This window comes from Microbispora hainanensis (assembly GCF_036186745.1).
Taxonomy (GTDB): Bacteria; Actinomycetota; Actinomycetes; order Streptosporangiales; family Streptosporangiaceae; genus Microbispora.
In genome coordinates, this window is the sequence record NZ_CP108086.1 from 1,077,678 (window position 1) to 1,098,680 (window position 21,003).

Sequence of the window (21,003 nt, forward strand, 5' to 3'; positions counted from 1 at the left end):
CATAGGAGTGACCTCGGTCACTGCATACCGTGTGCGGAACCCCCCATCGGAGGAGTTCCCATGGCAAACACCCCCCCTGCACGGATCGGAAAGGTGGTCGGGGCCAGCCTGATCGGCACCACCATCGAGTGGTACGACTTCTTCCTTTACGGCTCGGCCGCCGCCCTGGTGTTCAACAAGCTGTTCTTCCCCACCGAGGACGAGCTGACCGGCACCCTCCTGGCGTTCCTCACCTATGCCGTCGGCTTCGTCGCCCGGCCACTCGGCGGGCTGGTCTTCGGCCACTACGGCGACCGGCTCGGCCGCAAGCGGCTGCTGGTCATCAGCCTGCTCATGATGGGCGGCTCGACGTTCCTCATCGGCTGCATGCCGACGTACGCCGCGCTCGGCGCCGGCGCGCCGTTGCTGCTGACCGTGCTCCGTCTGGTGCAGGGCTTCGCCCTCGGCGGCGAGTGGGGCGGCGCGGTGCTGCTGGTCTCCGAGCACGGCGACGCCCGCAACCGCGGTTTCTGGGCGTCCTGGCCGCAGGCCGGCGCTCCCGGTGGCAACCTGATCGCCACCGGTGTGCTGGCGCTGCTCGCCGCGGTGCAGTCCGAGGAGGCCTTCCTCGCCTGGGGCTGGCGGATCGCGTTCCTGCTGTCCGGCGTCCTTGTGCTTATCGGCCTGTGGATCAGGCTCACGGTCACCGAGTCTCCGGTGTTCCAGCAGGCGCTGGAGCGGCAGGAGGCCGCGCCGAAGGCCCCCATCGTCGGCGTGGTGCGCCACCACTGGCGCGACGTGCTGGTCGCGATGGGCGCCCGGATGGCCGAGAACGTCTCCTACTACGTGATCACCGCGTTCGTCCTCGTCTACGGCACCACGGCGGCGGGCCTGCCCAAGGGCACCGTGCTCAACGCCGTGCTGATCGGCTCGGCGATCCACTTCGTCACGATCCCGCTGTGGGGCGCGCTGTCGGACCGGATCGGCCGCAAGCCGGTCTATCTTCTCGGCGCCGCCGGCGTCGGGCTGTGGGCCTTCGCGTTCTTCCCGCTGATCGACACCAAGAGCTTCTTCCTGGTCACCGTGGCGGTGACGATCGGCCTGGTGCTGCACGGCGCGATGTACGGCCCGCAGGCGGCGTTCTTCTCCGAGCTGTTCGCCACCCGGATGCGCTACTCGGGCGTGTCGATCGGCTACCAGCTCGCCTCGATCGCGGCGGGCGGCGTGGCCCCGCTGATCGCGGTCGCCCTGCTCGACGCGTACGGGTCGAGCGTGCCGGTGTCCGTCTACGTGGTGGCGGCGGCGGTCCTCACGATCATCGCGGTGGTCGCCTCCAGGGAGACCCGCGACCGCGACCTGTCGGCCATCCAGCCGACCTCGGGCGCCGCCCACGCCGCCGCGATCGTGAAGGAGGCCTGATGAAGGCCCTGGCCGCCCTCGCGCTGGCCCTCCCCCTGGCCGTCGCCGCCCCGGCGGAGGCCACCCCATCGCACGCCTCAGCGTGCCCGAAGGTGATCGTGCCGGGCGCGCAGAAGCAGGTGATCGCCTGCCTCGACGACCTGACCACGAAGGGCACCCTGGTCTCCGGGCACACCGACCAGTCGGACTGGTCGGGCCTCAACTCGCCCGGCGCCGTCAACCCCAGCGGGGTGCCCGGCATGCAGATCGACGGCTACTTCCCCGACACCTCCACGGGCGACACCAACCACGGCTGGAACCACGACGCGCAGTTCGTGATCCGGCTGCCGAAGACGTGGAACGGCGGCCTGGTCGTCGCGGGGTCGCCCGGCAACCGGGAGACCTACGCCAACGACTTCACGATCTCCGACTGGGCGCTGGCCAAGGGCTACGCGTACGCCGCGACCGACAAGGGCAACACCGGCGTCGAGTTCTACCGCGACGGCGCGCGGCCCGGCGACGCGGTCGCCGAGTGGAACCACCGGGTCAGCGAGCTGGCGGTCGCCGCCAAGGCCGTCGTCAAGCAGCGGTACGGCAGGCCGGCCCGCACGACGATCGCGGCCGGGCAGTCCAACGGCGGCTACCTGGTCCGCTGGCAGATCGAGAACCGTCCCGACCTGTTCGACGGCGGCGTCGACTGGGAGGGCACGCTCTTCACCACCGACGGGCCCAACCTGCTGACGTTCCTGCCGCCCGCGCTGCGCGCGTACGCGAAGGGCGACAGCGCAGGGGTGGCGGCGGCGGGCTTCGCGCCGGAGTCCGACTTCCTGTGGCCGTTCCACTACCAGTACTACTGGGACCTCACCCAGCGCCTCTACCGCGAGGAGTTCGATCCCTCCTACGACGGCGACGCCGAGGCCGGCACGCCGTTCTGCGCGTCCGGCACGCCCGGCTGCGACACCGACTACGACTACGCCTCCCGGCCCGCCGCGGTGAAGCAGGCGATGGCGCGGGTGAGCCTCACCGGGAAGATCAAGCGGCCGCTGGTCATCGTGCACGGCACCCTGGACACGCTGCTGCCGATCCGGAAGGATTCCGACGTCTACGCCAAGATGATCGGTGATCGGCACCGCGACCGGCTGATGCGCTACTACCGCTTCGAGGGCGGCAACCACGTCGACAGCCTCTACCCGTCGTTCCCGGACCGGCTGCGGCCGCTGCTGCCGTGCTTCCGCAGCGCGTTCACCGCGCTGGAGAAGTGGATCGGCACGGGCACCCCGCCGCCCCCGAACGCCACCCTGCCTCGCCCGGCCTCGGGCGACCTTGAGAACACCTGCACATTGGGAGCGACACCATGACCCAACCCATATCCGCCGAGCGCGTCAGCACGTCCCGGCTGACCCTCAACGTCCTGTCCGTTCCGGGCTCGGCGGGTGACCCTGTGGTGTTCGTCCACGGCAACGTCTCCTCCAGCGCGTTCTGGCGGTCGACGATGACCGCGATCGCGGCCGAGGGCTTCCGTCCGTACGCGGTGGACCTGCGCGGCTTCGGCGACACCGACCCCGAGCCGGTGGACGCGAGCCGCGGCGTGCGCGACTACTCCGACGACGTGCTCGCGCTGCTCGACCGGATCGGTCCCGCGCACCTCGTGGGCTGGAGCCTCGGCGGCGGAGTCGTCATGCAGGCCCTGCGCGACCGGCCCGACGTGGTCCGCAGCGCCGTCCTGGTCAACCCCGTCTCGCCGTACGGCTTCGGCGGCACCACGGGCCCGGACGGCGTGCTCACCAGCCCCGACGGCGCGGGCTCCGGCGGCGGCGCGGCCAACCCCGAGTTCGTGGCCGCGCTCCGGGCGGGCGACCGGTCCGCCGACTCCCCCGTCTCGCCCCGGAACGTGCTGCGTGCCACGTACGTCGCCGCCGGGACCGACCTGGGCGAGGAGGAGGACGCGTTCGTGGAGTCGATGCTGTCCACCCGCATCGGCGACGACCACTACCCGGGCGACTCGGCGGCCTCGGACGCCTGGCCGAACGTCGCCCCGGGCAAGCGGGGCGTGCTGAACACGATCGCGCCGACCAACTTCCGGATCGACGACCTGCACGAGATCGACCCGAAGCCGCCCATCCTGTGGATCAGGGGCGACCAGGACGTGATCGTCTCCGACACGTCGCTGTTCGACCTCGCCCACCTGGGCGCGATCGGCGCCGTGCCCGGCTGGGACGGCACGCCCGCGCAGCCCATGGTGGCCCAGACGCGGGCCGTGCTGGACCGCTACGGCGACTACCGGGAGGTCGTCATCGAGGGCGCCGGCCACGGCCCGCACCTCGACAGGCCCGAGGAGTTCCGCGCGGCCCTCCTCGACCACCTGCGCGCATAGACAGCGCGGACAGCTACCGGCGGTCGCGCAGGACGCGGACGGCGATGCGCCGCAGCAGTGAGGGAGCCTGCGGCGACGCCCCGGCGGGCAGGACGTGCACCTGCCCGCCGCGGCGCACCGTCAGCCCGAACAGCAGGTCCACGTCCTTCTGGTCGACGCGGAGCGCGGGCCGCCACGACCCCGGGCCGAGGCAGTCGTCCCCGCCGATCCGGCTGACCGGCACCCGCGCGACGAGCTGACCGGCCACCCGGCCGGGTATCCCCGGCTCGACCAGCGCGGGCACGACCATGCTGCGCCCGCGCCCGTCCTGCTCGCGCAGCACCAGCTCGGTCGGCGGCCCCCCGCTCGGCGGCACGTACGGCACGGGCACGACGACGAAGACGTGCCCCTCCTGCCTGGCGACGGAGGCGCGCGACGAGACCAGCGCGATCGACTCGGGGAACGACTTCGGCTCCACGCAGACGCCCAGCTCGCCGCGCTCGGACCAGCACGGCACGACGAGCCGTTTCGGCTCGCCGGCGAGCGCGCCCGCGCAGCTCATCGGCAGGGCGGGGCGGGCCACCCGGGTGCGGCCCGTGTGCACGCCCCGCATGCGCACGTGGATCTCCCACAGCCCGGCGGGCAGCGGCCGCCCGAGGGCCGCCACGCCGGCGTCGAGGCGGGCCTGGCCGTTCACCCACACGCGCACCTGGCCGCCGTGCTCCTGGTCGCCGAGGCTCGCACGGCCCACCGAGCAGGTGACCGGCAGCGAGTGGACCACCCCGGTCTCCGCGTGGCGTACGCAGACCTCCACGCGGGCCCTGCGCACCGCGTCGGTCACGTCGGCGCCCTCGTCGTCGAGCAGGCCGTCGAGCAGGCCCTCGACCCCGGGCGGCGGGGTCCACAGCAGCCGGTCGCCCCGCTGCCGCAGCCAGAGCGGGGCGCCCCCGGCCCGCAGGATCTCCACGCTCAGGTCGAGCATCAGCACGCCCTGGTCCCAGCGCAGCTCCCGCAGCTCCGCGCTGAGCTTGGCGCCCCGGGACGCCTCCGCGAGCGCGACCAGCGCGTCGAGGCGGTCGAGGCGCAGCAGCGCCGCACGGGCGCGCAGGTGCGCGGGCAGATGAGTGTCGAGCGCGGCGGGAAAACGGTCGAGGGTGAAGCGGCGCAGGAACGAGAAGAGGATCATGCGCTCGTCGGGCTCGGCGGCGAGGAACCGCGCCCCCGCGAGACGGCGCAGCCCGAGCGTCTTGTACCAGTGGGCCTGGATGCGCTCCCGCTGCGGGCCCGGCTCGGTGTAGGCGTCCACCACGTCGAAGATCGCGTTGAGTCCGTCGAAGAGCGCCTCGGCGTCCGGCGTCTCCTCCTCCGCCGTGCCCGGCGACGGCGGGCCCAGGTGGCAGCAGATCTCGTCGGACAGCACGGCGATCACCTTCGCGGCGAGGTACGCCCTGGTCACGAACGCCTGCTCGGACAGCGGCCGGTCGGCGAAGCGGAGCTGGCAGGTCTCCAGGAAGTCGCGGCTGAACAGCTTGTGCGCCGTCGGCAGCGCGAGCAGGTGGTCGCGCAGCACGTCGGCCCGGTCCCGGTCGCGGGAGAACGCGGCCGGCGGCGGCCCCTGGTCGGCGAGCCTGCCGATCAGCACGTCGGCGTCGGTGTCCACGGCCCTGTCGTACATCCGCTCCAGGGCGTCCGGCTCCAGCCGGTCGTACTGGCCGATCAGGTAGACGTACTCGCCGCGGGCCACCGACAGGCCGACGTTGCGCCCGCGCGCGGGCGAACCACTGTGGTCGAGGTGCAGGACCCGCACGTTGTCGCGTTGCTCGGCGATGGCGTCGAGCCGCCTGCGGGTCCCGTCCGTCGATCCGTCGTCGGCGAAGACGACCTCGTACTCATCCGGCGGCAGCGACTGCTCCAGCACCGAGCGCACGGACGCGCCGAAGGCGTCGTTCGACAGCCCGGGGTTGGACACGGGCATAACCACGCTGACCTTCACACCCATGAGGCCAAGCGTGCAGTGCGAGCCCCGCCGTACGCGCGGGCTTGCCGAAAGGTCGAGAAACCCTGACCAGAGTTTCGCGGTCAGTACCAGCCGGTCGACTGGGAGTGCGCCCAGGCGCCGCAGGGCGTCTTGTAGCGGCCGGCGATGTAGCCGAGACCCCATTTGATCTGGGTCGCGGGGTTCGTCTGCCAGTCGGAGCCCGCGCTCGCCATCTTGCTGCCGGGGAGCGCCTGGGGGATGCCGTAGGCACCGCTGTAGCGGTTCATGGCCCGCTCGTTCCAGTGGCTCTCCCTGTCCCACAGCTTCTCCAGGCAGCCCCACTCGCCGCCCCAGCCGCGCGCCTCGGCCATCTGCTTGCCGAGCGCCTTGTTGCTGCCGGGGTCGGGCGTGGAGCCGGGCGGGAAGTTGGCTGGGCTGAAACCACCGCCGCCGGGGGCCTTCTCGGCGATCTCGACCGGGTCGAGGCCCTTCTTCCGGTCGTCGCGGGTGCTTTCCAGCCGCTCCTTGCGCAGCGCCTGGACCGCCTGCTCCTTGAGGATGTCGGTCTCGGGATCGGGCGCGTTCGGGTCGAGCGCGAGGAAGCTGTCCGGGTCCAGCACCTGCTTGGGCGCGTTGCTGTGCTCGATCGAGGTGCGGACGACGAAGGCCGTCCCGCCGGCGAGCACGGCCAGGCTGACGGCGAGGATCGCCATCCCCTTGGGGGTCAGCCGGCCCGACCCCGAGCGGCCGCCGGTTCCCCGCCGCGGGCGGGCGGCGCGGGGACGATCCTTCAACTGCTGACCAGAGCTCACGGCTTATGAGCTTGCCCTGTGGTGGGGGGTGCTCCGCAACCGAATCGTGGTACCTGTTTGGTGACGTCTTGACTCGATGGCCGATCACATGGACTTTCCCCAACAATGTGATTTTAATCACACTTTGCGCCACAGGGAGGGGCATGGGTGCCCGCGCACCAGCCTGCTCCCGCTTCTTGATGATGAGGTGCTGACGGTGTCACAGGGCTGTGACAAATAGGGAAATGGTGAGGTTCGCACCATAATGACCGAGTGGCAGGCATCCTCCTGGTCGAAGACGACCCCTCGGTCCGCGCCGGACTCGAGCTCGCGCTCACCCGGCAGGGCCACTCGGTGACCGCGTACGCCACGGGCGAGGAGGCCCTCGAACACGTACGCTCCCGCCGCCCCGAGATCGCGATCCTCGACGTCATGCTCCCCGGCATCGACGGAGTCGAGGTGTGCCGCCGCATCCGCAGACTCGACCCGCTGCCGATCATCCTGCTCACGGCCAGAGGCGACGACCTCGACGTGGTGGTGGGGCTGGAGGCCGGCGCGGACGACTACGTCGTCAAGCCCGTCGAACCGCGGGTGCTGGACGCTCGTATCCGCGCCGTACTGCGCCGGCTGGAGTCCGCCTCGCCCGACCGCCTCACCTTCGGCGACCTCGTGATCGACCGCGGAGCCCTCAAGGTGAGCCTTTCGGGCAAGGAGATCCACCTCACCCCGACCGAGCTGCGTCTGCTCCTCGAACTGGTCCGCCACCCCGGCCAGGTGCTCAACCGCCGCTATCTCCTGCGCGCCGTGTGGGACCACACGCACGTGGCGGACTCGCGGCTGGTCGACGCGTGCGTGCAGCGCATCCGCGCCAAGATCGAGCCGGTGCCCGCCGACCCCGTCTACATCCACACGGTGCGCGGCTTCGGATACCGCTTCAGCCCGCCATGACCCCGACATGAGCTGGGTGCCCACCGGGTTGCAGGCCCGGCTGGTGATCACCTTCCTGCTGGTGGCGGTCACGGCGTCCGCCATGGTGGCGGGCCTGGGCTACCAGATCATCCGCCGGGGCATGCTCGACCGCGCGGAGCGGACCGCGGTCGCCGACGTACGGGAGACGCTCTCCAAGATCACGCTGCCGATCGGCGCGAGCGACGTGGTCTGGCCGAGCGACACCACCGTCACCGACGAGGACCTCAGCGGGGTCGTGCAGGCGCTGGAGGCGCCGGAGCGCACCGTCATCGTGACCTACGGCGACCACCGCAGCTCCAGCGCCGGCGCCAGGTTCACCATGGCCGACGTGCCCGACCAGCTCCGCTGGCAGGCGGCCCGGCGGCTCGTCTACCAGAGGGTGCTGCTCAGGGACCATCCGTGGCTGATCGTCGCCACGCAGATCCAGCGGGCCACCCGCGACGACATGCTGCGCCCGACCGGCCTGACGGCCTACGTCTTCGTGCCGCTGTCGGACGAGGAGGCCGTGCTGTTCCGCCTCAGGAACGCTCTCGCGCAGGCCGGAGCCATCACACTCGTCCTGGCGCTGACCCTGGCCCTGCTGTCGGCCCGGCGGGTGCTGCTGCCCGTACGGCGGCTGGGCGCGGCCGCCCGCGCCCTCGGCGCAGGTGAGCTGCACGTCCGCCTCCCCGTACGCGGCCGGGACGAGCTGGCGGAGCTGACCGCGACGTTCAACGAGACGGCGGCGGCGCTGGAGGGCAGTGTCTCGGAGCTGCGGACGCTGGAGTCGATGTCGCGGCGGTTCGTCGCGGACGTCTCACACGAGCTGCGCACGCCGCTGACCGCGATGACCGCGGTGACCGACATGCTGTCGGAGGACGCCGACGACCTGCCGGAAGACGCCGGGGAGGCGGTGCGGATCGTCGTCCGCGAGATCGACCGGCTGCGGGTGCTGGTCGAGCACCTCATCGAGATCAGCCGGTTCGACGCGGGCGCCGCGACGCTCCGCCGGGAGACGGTCGACGTGGGCGACACGCTGGCCGACTGCCTGGAGGTGCGGGGCTGGGCCGACCGGGTGAAGCTCACCGTGCCCGTCGGGCTCACGTTCTCGCTGGACGCCCGGAGGTTCGACGTGATCGTCGCCAACCTCGTCGGCAACGCGCTCAACCACGGCGCGCCTCCCGTGGTTGTCGGCGCGCGGGTGGCGGTCGGCGGCGAGCATCACGGGGCGCTCGAAGTGAGCGTGCGCGACCACGGGAGCGGCATCCCCGAGCAGGTGCTTCCCCACGTCTTCGACCGCTTCTACAAGGCCGGCACCGACCGGGCCAGGAGCGTGGGCAGCGGTCTCGGCCTGGCCATCGCCAAGGCCAACGCCGAGTTGCACGGCGGCTCGATCAGGGCCGAACGCTGCGACCCCGGCACCCTCTTCCGCGTCTGGATCCCGAAACCATGAGCCGCGGACGGACCAGGCGCGCGTCCAGGGCCCTGCTCGCGGGCCTGCTCGCGGCACTGCTCATGGTGTCGGCGGCCTGCGGGGTCGCGCCGACCGGGGTGATCGACGCCGGTCCCGCCCCCGTCATCAGCGGCACGCCCACCCTCGTCACGATCTACATGCTGCGGGACGGCCGGCTGTGGCCCACCCGCGTCGCGGCGCGCTCACCCCACGTCAACGACGTGCTCTACGCGCTGTTCGCGGCCAGCGGGCGGACGCCGAACCAGCTGTCCACCGCGCTCACCGGCCTCACGCTGGCCCAGGTGCAGCTCGTCAGGTACGCCCCGGACGCCGGCAGCCGCAACGACCCCGACGCCACCCTCAGCCTGCGCGTACGGCTGTTCGTGAGCGGCTGGAAGATCACCAGGACCGCCATGGCCCAGATCACCTGTACGGCGCGGCTGCGCCCGGAGATCTGGGCCGTGGAGATCGCTCACGCGACTCCCGACAAGAACGGGCCCCTGAAGGTCCACACCTGCCGGGAGTTCTGGGATCTGGCCCCCAAAGACGGCCAGCTCCCCCCGTGAGCCTTGTGCCCCTCTCGTCGATCGCGGCTACTACAGCGTGATGTTCTCCAGCATCTCGGTGACCAGGGCGGCGATCGGCGACCGCTCGGACCTGGTCAGCGTGATGTGGGCGAACAGCGGGTGGCCCTTGAGCTTCTCCACCACGGCGACGACGCCGTCGTGCCGGCCCACCCGCAGGTTGTCGCGCTGGGCGATGTCGTGGGTGAGCACGACCCGCGAGTTGGCGCCGATGCGGGACAGCACGGTCAGCAGCACGCCGCGCTCCAGCGACTGCGCCTCGTCCACGATCACGAAGGCGTCGTGGAGGGAACGGCCGCGGATGTGCGTCAGCGGCAGGACCTCCAGCATGCCCCGGTCGATGACCTCCTCGATGACCTCGGGAGACGTGACCGCGCCCAGCGTGTCGTAGACCGCCTGGGCCCACGGGCCCATCTTGTCGTTCTCTGAGCCGGGCAGGTAGCCGAGCTCCTGGCCGCCCACGGCGTACAGGGGGCGGAAGACGATGATCTTGCGGTGCTGACGGCGCTCAAGCACCGCCTCCAGCCCCGCGCACAGCGCCAGCGCGGACTTTCCTGTGCCGGCCCGGCCGCCCATCGACACGATGCCCACGTCGGGGTCCATCAGCAGGTCGAGCGCGATCCGCTGCTCCGCCGACCGGCCGTGCAGCCCGAAGACCTCACGGTCGCCCCTCACCAGACGCACCGACTTGTCCGGCAGGACGCGGCCGAGCGCCGAGCCGCGGCTCGACAGCAGCCGCAGGCCGGTGTGGCACGGCAGGTCGCGCGCCTCTTCGATGTCGGCGCTGCCGGCCTCGAAGAGGGCGTCCATCTCCTCCGTGGTGACCTGGAGCTCCGCCATGCCGGTCCAGCCGGACTCCACCACCATGCCGGCGCGGTACTCCTCCGCGGCCAGGCCGATGGACGCCGCCTTGACCCGCATCGGCAGGTCCTTCGACACCAGCACCACGTCCTTGCCCTCCGCCGCGAGGTTCTGCGCGACGGTGAGGATGCGGGTGTCGTTGTCGCCCAAGCGGAAGCCCGCCGGGAGGCAGGACGGATCACTATGGTTCAGCTCGACCCGGATGTTCCCGTCGCCGATCGGCATGGGCTCATCCAGCCGTCCGTACCGCACTCTGAGGTCATCGAGGAAGCGCAGCGCCTCCCGGGCGAAGTAGCCGAGCTCGGGGTGGTGGCGCTTGGCCTCCAGTTCCGTGACGACGACGATCGGGACGACGACCTCGTGCTCGGCGAAGCGGCTCATCGCCGCCGGGTCGGCGAGCAGGACGGACGTGTCCAGAACGTAGGTGCGGGATGTGGACGGGTTGCTCGAGGACACTGCCACGCGTTCTCCCCCGGGCGCCTGAGGGCGCCCTGCCTTGACTGGTGGTGAACGGACCGGGCCCGTGACCTGCGAGAGCAGACCGGGGCTCCGGCCCTCCTCGCATGGTGGTCGCGCAAGGACGGGCCCTCTCCCGAGGTGGTGGCCGCCGATCCCCTCGACGGCCGCTCAGCTACCACGTTACGTAACGAATCTCCCCAGCCCAATAGGTTTTCGCTGGTAAAAAGACGCTGGTCACGTACCGTCTCAGGAGCCGTACCGACGGTGCCGTGCGGCGTACGAGCGGAGCGCCCGCAGGAAGTCGACTCTGCGGAAGTCGGGCCAGTAGGCCTCGCAGAAGTAGAACTCGGAGTGGGCGCTCTGCCAGAGCAGGAATCCGGAGAGCCGCTGCTCTCCCGAGGTCCGGATGACGAGATCCGGGTCGGGCAGGCCGCGCGTGTAGAGATGCTCAGCGATGTGCTCGACGTCGAGGACCTCGACGAGGTCCTCGATGCTTGCGCCCTTGCTGGCATGCTCCTGGAGGAGGGAGCGCACCGCATCAGCGATCTCACGCCTTCCTCCATACCCAACGGCAACGTTCACAATCAGGCCCGGACGATGCGATGTGGTTTCTTTTGCGTGTTTGAGGACACGAGCCGTGTGATCGGGCAGAAGGTCGAGCGAGCCCATGGGATTGAGGTGCCATCCCTGGTCCACGAGATCCTGGACGAGGTTCTCGATCACCTGGAGCAGCGGATCGAGCTCGGCCTTGTCCCTGGACAGGTTGTCGGTGGAGAGCAGCCACAGCGTCACGTACTCGACCCCGGCCTCGCGGCACCACACGAGCAGCTCGGAGATCTTGTCGGCGCCCTTCTGGTGGCCCCGGCTGACGTCCCGCAGGCCCATGGCCCGCGCCCACCTGCGGTTGCCGTCCACGATGACGCCGACGTGGCGGGGAATCTGGTCGGAGGACAGCTTCCGTTCGAGCCTGCGCTCGTACAGCTTGTACACGAGATCGCGCGCGCTCATGCGACCTTCTTCCTCGCGACGATGGGCTCGATCACCAATTATCGCGGGCGAACCGGTGTGCCCTGCCCTCCCCGGGCCGGGGCGGCCCGCCGGGGCGGCCCGCCCCGGCGGGCGCCGGCGGGCACCGGACGAGCCGCCGGACCACTCAGCCCAGGCGCTGGACCAGGGCGCGGTACTCGTCCCACAGCTCCTTCGGCATGTGGTCGCCGAAGGTCTCGAAGTGGGGCGGGATCAGCGCCGCCTCCTCGCGCCACACCTCGGGGTCGACGCTGAGCAGGAGCTCCATGTCCTCGGGCGCGATGTCGAGGCCCTCGGTGTCGAGCGAGGCCGGCAGGTTGCCGATCGGCGTGGGCACGGCGTCGGCCACGCCGTTCAGCCGGTCGACGATCCACTTGAGCACCCGGCTGTTCTCGCCGAAGCCCGGCCACAGGAAGCGGCCGTTCGCGTCCTTGCGGAACCAGTTGACGTAGTAGATCCTCGGCAGCTTCTCCGGATCGGTCATCCTGCCGATCTCCAGCCAGTGGGCGAAGTAGTCGCCCATGTTGTAGCCGCAGAACGGCAGCATCGCGAACGGGTCGCGGCGCAGCTCGCCGACCTTCCCCTCGGCCGCCGCGGTCTTCTCCGAGGCCACGTTGGCGCCCAGGAACACGCCGTGCTGCCAGCCGAACGACTCGGTCACCAGCGGCACCGCGGTCGCCCTGCGGCCGCCGAACAGGATGGCCGAGATCGGCACCCCGGCGGGGTCCTGCCACTCGGGGGCGATCGTCGGGCACTGCTCGGCCGGCGTGGTGAACCGGGCGTTCGGGTGGGCGGCGGGCTCCGGGGAGTCCGGCGTCCAGTCACGGCCCTTCCAGTCGATGAGGTGCGCGGGCGGCTCGTCGGTGAGGCCCTCCCACCAGACGTCCCCGTCGTCGGTCAGCGCGACGTTCGTGAAGATGCTGTTGCCCCACAGCGTCTCGATCGCGTTAGCGTTCGTGGACCGCCCGGTGCCGGGCGCGACGCCGAAGAACCCGGCCTCCGGGTTGATCGCGTACAGCCGGCCGTCGGGGCCGAAGCGCATCCAGGCGATGTCGTCGCCGATCGTCTCGACCTTCCAGCCCGGGATCGTGGGCTGGAGCATGGCGAGGTTCGTCTTGCCGCACGCCGACGGGAAGGCCGCGGCGACATACCGCGCCTCGCCCTGCGGCGGCGTGAGTTTGAGGATCAGCATGTGCTCGGCCAGCCAGCCCTCGTCGCGGGCCATCACGCTGGCGATCCGCAGCGCGTAGCACTTCTTGCCCAGCAGCGCGTTGCCGCCGTAGCCCGAGCCGTACGACCAGATCTCGCGGGTCTCCGGAAAGTGGCTGATGTACTTGGTCTGGCTGCACGGCCACGGCACGTCGGCCTGGCCGGGCGCCAGCGGCGCGCCCACCGAGTGGACGGCCTTCACGAAGTCGCCGTGCTCATGGTCGCGCTTGCCGCGGCCCTCGCTGGCTCGTGCCTCGCTCTCTCGGGCCTTTCGCGCCGCTCCGCGCTCCTCGATGAGCCGCAGCGCGTCCTCGCCCATCCGGGTCATGATCCGCATCGACACCACGACGTACGGCGAGTCGGTGATCTCGACGCCGAGCTGCGAGATGTTCCCGCCCAGGGGACCCATGCAGAACGGCACGACGTACATCGTGCGGCCCCGCATGCAGCCCTTGAACAGCGTGGCGAACGTGCGGCGCATCTCGTCGGGCGCGATCCAGTTGTTGGTCGGCCCGGCGTCCTCCTCATGCTCGGAGCAGATGAACGTGCGGTCCTCCACGCGGGCGACGTCGCTCGGGTCCGAGGCCGCGTAGAAGCTGTTGGGACGCTTGGCCAGCCGCGTGAAGGTGCCCTGCTCGACCAGGAGGTTGGTCAGGCGCGTCCATTCGGCCTCGGAGCCGTCGCACCATTCGATCCGGTCGGGCTGGGTCAGCTCCGCGATCCGGGTCACCCAGGCCGCCAGATCGCTGTGACTCGTGGGCGTGGGTACCTCTACTGAAATGGACACGGGGGCGGCTCCTTAATCTCTCAGGGCCAGAGCATCATCGGCGAAGAATGGCCTCCGAATCCAATTGGAGTAGACCATCGAGTTTCCACTCCGTTAAATCGGCGCCATTCTCTACTTCATGGCCACGGACGCCATCCGCACAGGCAGTGGCCGTGATGTTGTGGGACCTTACCCACTCTGGCCCTGTTGGAAAAACGTCGCTCTTCCCCTTACCCGCAGCACCGTCCTTACACATTGGTATAGGCCAATTCGACTGGTCCAGACCTTTCGGCGAATTGGTTCAGTCCAATCCGCCGGGGCCCTCCGCCCTGATCCTGTCGACGTGCTGGAGGGCATCGCGCAGGTCAGCGAGCCAGCTGTCGGTGTGCTTGCCGACGAGCCGCACGCACCAGGCCAGCGCGTCGCTGCGGCTGCGCGCGACACCCGCGGCGACCAGGGTGTCGAGGACCTGCCGTTCCGGCTGGCGGAGCCGGGTCATGACGGGGACGGAAAGAGTGGTGAACATCACGGTCTCGCCGCCCACGACGACACCCCAGGAGACCTTGCGGCGGAAGCGGTGCTCGGCCTCCCTGGCGATGTCGATCCTGCGCTCGCGCGTCTCCTCGCGGAACCGCTCGACGTACCCATCCATGGCCGCCGCACGCTCCGGGTCGGGGAGCCCTTCGGCCACCGACAGCGGCGGAAGCGTGCCCAGCACGGTGATCTCCTCGCGGTCCACCACGACCTTGGGGGTCTCGGCGAACCAGTTGTCCGGCACCCGGCCGGCGAACCAGGCGCTCAGCTGTTCCTCTGAATGCATGTAATCAACATTACATCGCTATTGCACAGCAGCCTAGGTTGACAGTTGCTACTTTTTGAGAGCTACTTTCAAAGTATGGCTACTCTCACTTCTCGATGGTGGGCGCTCGGCGCCCTCGTGCTCAGCGCCCTTGTCATCGGCATGGACGCGACCGTGCTCAACGTGGCGCTGCCGACCCTCGCGGCCGACCTGCACGCCTCGACCGGCGACCTGCAGTGGATCGTCGACGCCTACCTGATCCCGTTCGCCGCGCTGATGCTCCCGGCGGGCGCGCTCGGCGACCGGTTCGGCCGCAGGCGCCTGCTGCTGGCCGGGCTCGCGGCCCTCGGCATCGCGTCGGTGATCGCGACGTACGCGGGCGGCACCGGCGCCCTGGTCGCGGCCCGCGCGCTGATGGGGGCGGGCGGCGCGGTGATCATGCCGCTGTCGACCTCGATCCTGCCGGTGGTCTTCCCACCGGCCGAGCGCGGGCGCGCGATCGCCGTGTGGACGGCCGCCATGGCGCTCGGCCTGCCCCTCGGCCCGGTCGTGGGCGGCTACCTGCTCGACCACTTCTGGTGGGGCTCGGTCTTCCTCGTGAACATCCCCATGATCGTCGTCTCGATGGCGGCGGTGGCCGCGTTCATCCCCGAGTCGCGCGACCCCGCCGCGCCGCGGACCGACCTGCCCGGCGCGCTGCTGTCGGTGACGGGCCTGGCCGCGCTGGTGTACGGCGTCATCGAGGCCCCGGCGCGCGGGTGGGGCGACCCCCGCGTGCTGGCCGGTCTCGGCGCGGGGGCGGCGCTGCTGGCGGTGTTCGTCCGGGTCGAGGCCCGCACCCGGCAGCCGATGATGGACCTCGGCCTGTTCCGCAGCCGGGTCTTCGTCTGGGGCGCGGCCGGCGCGACGTTCGTGAGCCTCGGCATGTCGGGCGTGCTGTTCGTCGTCCCCCAGCACCTGCAGGCCGTGCTCGGGCACGATGCCCTCGGCACCGGTGTGCGGGTGATCCCCATGGTGGCCGGGCTGATGGCCGGGGGCCTGGCCGGAGAGCGGCTCACGGCCCGCCTCGGGCTGCGCGTGGTCATGCCGGCGGGCCTGGTCCTGCTCGCCGCCGGCTTCCTCCTGGGCGCCGCGACCTCGGTGTCTTCCGCGTACGGCTTCGTCGCGGCCTGGCTGGCCGTCCTCGGCGCGGGCGTGGGCCTCGCCATGGTCCCCGCCATGGACGGCGTGCTCGCCACGCTGCCCGAGGAGCGGTCGGGCTCCGGCTCGGCGACCCTGCAGACCGTGCGCCAGGTCGGCGGCGCGCTGGGCGTGGCCGGTCTCGGCAGCCTGCTCTCGGCGGCGTACGCCTCGGGTCTGCCGGACCGGGTCCCGGAGGGAGCGGCCGGCTCGATCACGGCCGTGACGGCCCTGGCCGCGCGTGCGGGAGACGCCGCGCTGCTGGGCGCGGCCAGGGAGGCGTTCGTGGACGGCATGGACCTGGTCCTGCTGGTGTGCGGGGCCCTGTCGGTGCTGACCACCGTCCTCGTGGCCGTCTTCCTACCGGGGAGTACGGCAGGGCGCGGGAAGACGGCAGAATCAGGGCATGAGCTCACCTCAGCGCGCTGACCGGACCTCGCCCGCCTCCGACCGCGCTGTCACGAGCCTGCGCGAGCGCAAGAAGGCCAAGACCCGCAGGACCATCCAGGAGCAGGCGCTGCGGCTGTTCGCCGAGCAGGGATACGACGCGACGACGGTCGAGCAGATCGCGGAGGCGGCCGAGGTCTCCCCCAGCACGTTCTTCCGCTACTTCCCCACGAAGGAGGACGCGGTCACCCAGGACGACTACGACCCGCTCCTGATGGAGGCGATCAAGGCGCAGCCGCCGGACCTGCCCCCGCTGACCACGCTGCGCGCCGCGTTCCGCACCGCCTTCGAGGCGATGGAGCCCGAGGAGCTCGACCGGATGCTCTCCCGGACCAAGCTGACCACCTCCGTGCCCGCCCTGCGGGCCCGGACGATGGAAGGGCTGTACTCCACGATCGAGATGCTCGCCGGGGCGGTGGCCGAGCGGGCGGGCCGCGACCCCCGCAGCCCCGCCGTACGGACGCTGGCCGGCGCGGTGATGGGGGTCATGCTCCCGGCGATGTTCACCTGGGTGGAGCACGACGGCCGGATCCCGCTGCCCGTGCTGCTCGACGAGGCACTCGGCTACCTGGAGGCCGGGCTGCCGATCTAATCGGCTTTGTCGGGAACCACCTGAAGGACCAGCTTGCCCTGGATGTGCCCGCGCTCGGCCCGCTCGTGGGCCTTCGCGGCCTCGGCGAGCGGGAAGACCGCGTCGATGCCGACGCGCAGCCGGCCCTCCTCCAGCAGGCGTCCCAGTTCGGCCATCTGCTTGCCGTCCGAGTGGACCTGGCCGCCCCGGAACGTGATGCCCAGCTCGGCCGCGTGGTCGCGGTGATACTCGCCGTGGAAGACCGGGCTGATCACGCCGCCGGGCCGCACCACCCGCAGGAACCGGTGGGCGTCCGGCCCGCCCACGCTGTCGATGAGCACGTCCACGTCGCGCACCGCGTCCTCCACGCGCGTGGTCGTGTAGTCGACGAACTCGTCCACCCCCAGCTCGCGCAGGAACGTCTCGTGCCGCCCCGAGGCGACCCCGATGACGTACGCGCCCTGTAGTTTGGCGAGCTGCGCCGCGAAGTGGCCGACCCCGCCGGCGGCGCCGTTGACCAGCACCCTGCGGCCCTCGCCGAGCTTGATGTGGTCGAAGACGAACTGATAGGCGGTGAGCCCCGCCATCGGCACGGCGGCCGCCTCGACGTGGCTGAGCGAGGCCGGCTTGCGGGCCAGGTGGGACGCGGGCGAGGTGGTGTATTCGGCGTAGCCCCGGCCTCCGTTGCCCAGAGCGCCGGGAAAGCGCACGAGCCCGAAGACCTCGTCGCCCTCCCGCCACTCGCCGACGCCCTCGCCGACGGCGACGACCACGCCGGAGATGTCCGAGCCCGGCGTGTACGGCAGGGGAAACGCGGGCCGCATCTCCTCGGGAATGTTCGAAAAGCCTATGCGGGCGTACCAGTCGGGCGGGTTCATCCCGGCCGCGTGCACCCGGACCAGCACGTCCCCGGGACCCGGCTCGGGGCGGGGAACCTCCTCCAGCGCCAGGACCTCGGGGTCTCCGGTCCTGTGCATGCGGACGGCCTTCATGGTGGGCATCGGTCCTCCTGGACGACTACGATTCGGAGCGATGCTCCGGATAATAAGCGGAGCACCGCTCCACATGTCAAGTGCGAGGATCGACGCATGACGGGCCGACAGCAGCGCGCGGACGCGCAGCGCAACTACGAGCGCATCCTGGAGGTCGCCAGGACCGTGGTGGAGGAGCAGGGCACCCAGGCGTCGCTGCGCGACATCGCCCGGCGCGCCGAGGTCGGCATGGGCACGCTCTACCGCCACTTCCCCACGAGAGAGGCCCTGCTGGAGGCCCTGCTCCGGCAGCGGTTCGACACCCTGGCGGCCCGCGCGGAGGAGCTGGAGGGCGCGGACGACTCCCGCGAGGCGCTGCGGCAATGGCTGCGGGAGTTCCTCAGCCGCGCGAGCGCCTACCGCGGCCTGACCTCTTCGATGATGACGACGATCGGCGACGAGGACTCCGCCCTCCACGCGTCGTGCTCCGCCATGCGGGAGGCCGCCGGGCGCCTGGTCAAGCGGGCCCAGGACGACGGCCACATCCGGCCGGACATCGACGGGATGGACGTGTTCGCGCTGGTCAGCGCAGTCGGGTGGATCGCCGAGCAGGGCCCGGTCGTCGCCGGGCGGCGCGACCACCTGTTCTCGCTCGTGCTGGACGGCCTGGCCGCCGGCGCGGTCAGCGGACGCGCGCCGAGATCTGCGGACTGACCCGGACGACCCCGGCGAGGTTCTTGGTGTAGACGTTCGCGATCTTCACGACGTCGCCCGTGTGCGGGGCGTGCAGCATCTTCCCGTTGCCCCAATAGATGGCGACGTGCGAGATGTAGCCGGGGTTGGTCGGATCGTTGCGCCAGAACAGCAGGTCACCCGGCTGCGCCTGCGACAGCGGCACCTGCGGCCCGGTGACCCACTGCTGATAGGTCACCCGCGGCATGCGCACGCCCGCCTGCGCGTACGCCCACTGCACGAGCCCCGAGCAGTCGAAGCTGTCGGGCCCCTCGGCGCCCCACACGTACGGCCGGCCGAGCTTGCTGACGGCGGCGGTGAGCGCGACCTTGAGCTGCTCCGCGGACATGAACGCCGTCTGCGGCCACACCTTGCGGCCCTTCGGCGCCACCACCACCGGGTTGATCGTGGCGACCTGGCTGCCCTTGGGGAGGATCTTCAGCAGTCTGAGGCGGAGCTTGCCGGAGTCGACCTTGGGCGCGCTCACGACCAGGGCGTTGCCGTCCGGGATGCCGAGCGCCGACGCCGTCCCCTTCGAGACGATCGCCGCGATCGAGCCCATGCCCACCGTGGCGTACGCGCCGATGCGCAGGCGCCGGGCGCCGCTCTGGACCTGCGAGCCCAGCTGCACGCCGCCGTCGTTGCCGAGCTCGAAGGAGACCGCCATGTCGCCGGCGGCGATGTTGCGCCACAGCTCGTCGGAGGAGGCCGTGACCTTCGGCGTGTACGAGCGGAAGGTGGACGGGTCGACGCCCATCGTGGGCACCCGCTTGCCGTCCACGGTCACCTCGGCCGCGCCGGTCGCCTCGGCGGCGGCCACGCCCTTCACCTTGCGCACCTTCTCCACCACCTCTGGGGGAAGGGGCCGGGTGGCCACCACGAACAGGTGCGGGCGGATCAGCCGCTGCAGCGGGGCCACCGGCTGCTGCGACACCGTCTGAGCGGCCGGGGCCTGGTGGCCCTGCGCCGGGGCCGGCATCTCACGGGCCTGCCGGGTCGCGGCCACGTAGCCGTGGCCCGCGCGCCGCCCGGACAGGGCCGCGACCACGTCCGGGTCCCCGGATTGCGGCCGGAGATCCCCGAGCACGAGCACGTCGATGGTCAGCACGGCGACGAGCGCCGCGGCGATGAGGGGAACCGTCCTGCGCAGGCGCCCCGGGCGGGGCAGCCGCGGGCGATAGGCGAGATCCTGACGAGCCTCGGACACGGCTCTCGCGAGCTTCCTGCCTAAACGGGTGGACGGCCGCGCTCGGCGTTCGAGCACGATCTCACCCCTCCCGCGGCGAATGGTCCGGTCAGGGACGAGACTGCCGCACAGCCGGGAATCCCGCAAACGATTCCGGAATTCCCGGCCGGGGCGAAAAGGGTCAGTTGCCGATGTACGGCACGGCTTCGAGGATCTCGACGGTGTTCTGCCTGCCGTTGGGCAGCGTGTACGTCGCCTTTTCCCCGATCTTCTTGCCGTTGATCGCGGACCCGAGGGGAGAGTTCGGCGAGTAGACGTCGATGGGCGCGCCGCTCTCCTCGCGGGAGGCCAGCAGGAAGGTGACCTCCTCGTCGTCGCCGTCGAAGCGGACCGTCACGGTCATGCCGGGGCCGACCACGCCCTCGGCGCGGGGCGCCTCGCCGACCCTGGCGTTGTCCAGGATCTGCCGGAGGTGGAAGATGCGGGCCTCCATCTTGCCCTGCTCGTCCTTGGCGGCGTGGTAGCCACCGTTCTCCCTGAGGTCACCCTCTTCCCGGGCGGCTTCGATCTTCTTGGCGATGTCCGTGCGTCCCGGGCCCGAAAGGTACTCGTACTCCTCCTTGAGGCGGTCGTACGCCTCTTGCGTCAGCCAGGTGACGTTGTCGTTCTGGGAGACGGCCACGGGCTCTCCTTGTTTCCGTAAGTGACTCGAAAGGCTGTCAAGTTAACGCCTTCGAACGCTTCCCCAAAGATTCCACTATACGAGATCGCAGTAGTCGACATGAACTGCTGTGGCCTGGGAACTCGTCCTCAGACGTTCGGTGAACTCGAGATCCGACCGGCCCTTGGGAATGGTTATCTCACGGCTGCCGACCTCCAGGTGCTGGGTGTCGAGCGCCTGGATCCGGCACATCGCCGCCCGGTCCGCGGGCTTGTGCACGGTGAAGGTGATGGCGGCGGAGTCCGCGGCGCTCGCGTCGAAGGTGATGACGTCCGCACTCACCGAAGGGTTCCCGTTCGCGCGGAGCATCACGTAGCCCCAGCCGCCCGCGAACACCGCCACGATCAACGCGATCACGACGTACGACACCAGCCTGGAGGGCCGCGCCGGGCGGGGCGCGAACTCGTCCGGCGTGCCGAGCACCGGGCGTGTCCCCTGGCCGCCGACCTCATCGGTGGGCATCGCGGAATCTCCCTGAGGATTGTCGGTGTTGTGCGAGACGATCGTCCGCACAAGTCGACCGTGCCGGTGACGCCGGCCAGCCGGGTCCGAAACGCACGGTCTCTAAGAAGCTAACCTCTTTTCGTAGCCA

The 21,003-nt window shown here is 71.0% G+C and carries 19 protein-coding genes; 9 read left to right on the plus strand and 10 right to left on the minus strand.

Features of this window, described 5'->3' with window-relative positions; all coding sequences use genetic code 11:
- The first annotated feature begins 60 nt into the window (after positions 1-60).
- The 3 genes from OHB01_RS04865 to OHB01_RS04875 are packed head-to-tail and all read left to right on the plus strand — an operon-like array spanning position 61 to position 3,751.
- On the plus strand, positions 61-1,398 hold the full coding sequence (locus tag OHB01_RS04865) for an MFS transporter (RefSeq protein ID WP_142650326.1): 1,338 nt from the start codon (positions 61-63) through the stop codon (positions 1,396-1,398).
- Entirely contained in the window at positions 1,398-2,735 is a 1,338-nt protein-coding gene (locus OHB01_RS04870) for a tannase/feruloyl esterase family alpha/beta hydrolase (protein WP_328854990.1), read from the plus strand. Before OHB01_RS04865 ends, OHB01_RS04870 begins: the two co-directional genes overlap by 1 nt.
- On the plus strand, positions 2,732-3,751 hold the full coding sequence (locus OHB01_RS04875) for an alpha/beta fold hydrolase (protein ID WP_142650324.1): 1,020 nt from the start codon (positions 2,732-2,734) through the stop codon (positions 3,749-3,751). The genes OHB01_RS04870 and OHB01_RS04875 overlap by 4 nt, the downstream gene beginning before the upstream one ends.
- Before the next feature lie 13 nt (positions 3,752-3,764).
- Here the strand turns inward: OHB01_RS04875 and OHB01_RS04880 are convergent, their stop codons facing one another.
- Positions 3,765-5,729, minus strand: a complete 1,965-nt coding sequence (locus OHB01_RS04880; protein WP_168066310.1) for a glycosyltransferase family 2 protein — start codon at positions 5,727-5,729, stop codon at positions 3,765-3,767.
- Positions 5,730-5,809: 80 nt separating this feature from the next.
- A complete protein-coding gene (locus OHB01_RS04885; RefSeq protein ID WP_261985674.1) occupies positions 5,810-6,502 on the minus strand; it encodes a lytic transglycosylase domain-containing protein in 693 nt (230 codons plus the stop codon).
- Between the two features lie 270 nt (positions 6,503-6,772).
- Between OHB01_RS04885 and OHB01_RS04890 the strand changes: the two genes are divergently transcribed.
- Genes OHB01_RS04890 through OHB01_RS04900 form a run of 3 tightly spaced genes read left to right on the plus strand, consistent with a single transcriptional unit; the run spans position 6,773 to position 9,466 of the window.
- Positions 6,773-7,447, plus strand: a complete 675-nt coding sequence (locus tag OHB01_RS04890; protein ID WP_142650321.1) for a response regulator transcription factor — start codon at positions 6,773-6,775, stop codon at positions 7,445-7,447.
- A gap of 7 nt (positions 7,448-7,454) precedes the next feature.
- Positions 7,455-8,900 (plus strand): sensor histidine kinase, encoded by a 1,446-nt coding sequence (locus tag OHB01_RS04895; RefSeq protein WP_142650320.1) that lies wholly within the window; start codon positions 7,455-7,457, stop codon positions 8,898-8,900.
- Positions 8,897-9,466 (plus strand): hypothetical protein, encoded by a 570-nt coding sequence (locus OHB01_RS04900; RefSeq protein ID WP_142650319.1) that lies wholly within the window; start codon positions 8,897-8,899, stop codon positions 9,464-9,466. The genes OHB01_RS04895 and OHB01_RS04900 overlap by 4 nt, the downstream gene beginning before the upstream one ends.
- A 30-nt stretch (positions 9,467-9,496) precedes the next feature.
- Here the strand turns inward: OHB01_RS04900 and OHB01_RS04905 are convergent, their stop codons facing one another.
- The 4 genes from OHB01_RS04905 to OHB01_RS04920 form a co-directional block, all read right to left on the minus strand.
- Positions 9,497-10,807, minus strand: coding sequence for a PhoH family protein (locus OHB01_RS04905; RefSeq protein WP_142650318.1), 1,311 nt, complete (start codon positions 10,805-10,807; stop codon positions 9,497-9,499).
- Positions 10,808-11,050: 243 nt separating this feature from the next.
- Positions 11,051-11,812: an isoprenyl transferase gene (locus OHB01_RS04910; RefSeq protein WP_142650317.1), complete on the minus strand. Its 762-nt coding sequence runs from the start codon at positions 11,810-11,812 to the stop codon at positions 11,051-11,053.
- Positions 11,813-11,957: 145 nt separating this feature from the next.
- A complete protein-coding gene (locus tag OHB01_RS04915) occupies positions 11,958-13,826 on the minus strand; it encodes a phosphoenolpyruvate carboxykinase (GTP) (protein ID WP_328854991.1) in 1,869 nt (622 codons plus the stop codon).
- A gap of 280 nt (positions 13,827-14,106) precedes the next feature.
- Entirely contained in the window at positions 14,107-14,625 is a 519-nt protein-coding gene (locus tag OHB01_RS04920) for a hypothetical protein (RefSeq protein ID WP_328709163.1), read from the minus strand.
- Positions 14,626-14,700: 75 nt separating this feature from the next.
- Here OHB01_RS04920 and OHB01_RS04925 point away from each other — a divergent pair, with 75 nt between their 5' ends.
- Both OHB01_RS04925 and OHB01_RS04930 read left to right on the plus strand, forming a co-directional pair.
- Positions 14,701-16,212 carry an MFS transporter gene (locus OHB01_RS04925; RefSeq protein WP_328709162.1) on the plus strand — a complete coding sequence of 504 codons (1,512 nt, stop codon included), beginning with the start codon at positions 14,701-14,703 and terminating at the stop codon, positions 16,210-16,212.
- A complete protein-coding gene (locus tag OHB01_RS04930; RefSeq protein WP_142650314.1) occupies positions 16,190-16,822 on the plus strand; it encodes a TetR family transcriptional regulator in 633 nt (210 codons plus the stop codon). The genes OHB01_RS04925 and OHB01_RS04930 overlap by 23 nt, the downstream gene beginning before the upstream one ends.
- Here the strand turns inward: OHB01_RS04930 and OHB01_RS04935 are convergent.
- Positions 16,819-17,802 carry an NADP-dependent oxidoreductase gene (locus OHB01_RS04935; RefSeq protein WP_240971870.1) on the minus strand — a complete coding sequence of 328 codons (984 nt, stop codon included), beginning with the start codon at positions 17,800-17,802 and terminating at the stop codon, positions 16,819-16,821. The two genes, OHB01_RS04930 and OHB01_RS04935, sit on opposite strands and share 4 nt — an antisense overlap.
- An 87-nt stretch (positions 17,803-17,889) precedes the next feature.
- Here OHB01_RS04935 and OHB01_RS04940 point away from each other — a divergent pair, with 87 nt between their 5' ends.
- The gene (locus OHB01_RS04940; RefSeq protein WP_328709161.1) at positions 17,890-18,486 is read left to right on the plus strand and encodes a helix-turn-helix domain-containing protein; all 597 of its coding nucleotides are present in this window, start codon (positions 17,890-17,892) and stop codon (positions 18,484-18,486) included.
- Here the strand turns inward: OHB01_RS04940 and OHB01_RS04945 are convergent.
- From OHB01_RS04945 to OHB01_RS04955, 3 genes are all read right to left on the minus strand, one after another.
- The gene (locus OHB01_RS04945) at positions 18,455-19,711 is read right to left on the minus strand and encodes a C40 family peptidase (protein WP_260617422.1); all 1,257 of its coding nucleotides are present in this window, start codon (positions 19,709-19,711) and stop codon (positions 18,455-18,457) included. The two genes, OHB01_RS04940 and OHB01_RS04945, sit on opposite strands and share 32 nt — an antisense overlap.
- A gap of 160 nt (positions 19,712-19,871) precedes the next feature.
- Positions 19,872-20,372 (minus strand): transcription elongation factor GreA, encoded by a 501-nt coding sequence (greA, locus tag OHB01_RS04950; protein WP_079315666.1) that lies wholly within the window; start codon positions 20,370-20,372, stop codon positions 19,872-19,874.
- A gap of 75 nt (positions 20,373-20,447) precedes the next feature.
- Complete coding sequence (locus OHB01_RS04955) at positions 20,448-20,873, minus strand: DUF4307 domain-containing protein (protein ID WP_142650312.1); 426 nt, start codon at positions 20,871-20,873, stop codon at positions 20,448-20,450.
- Positions 20,874-21,003 lie beyond the last annotated feature (130 nt).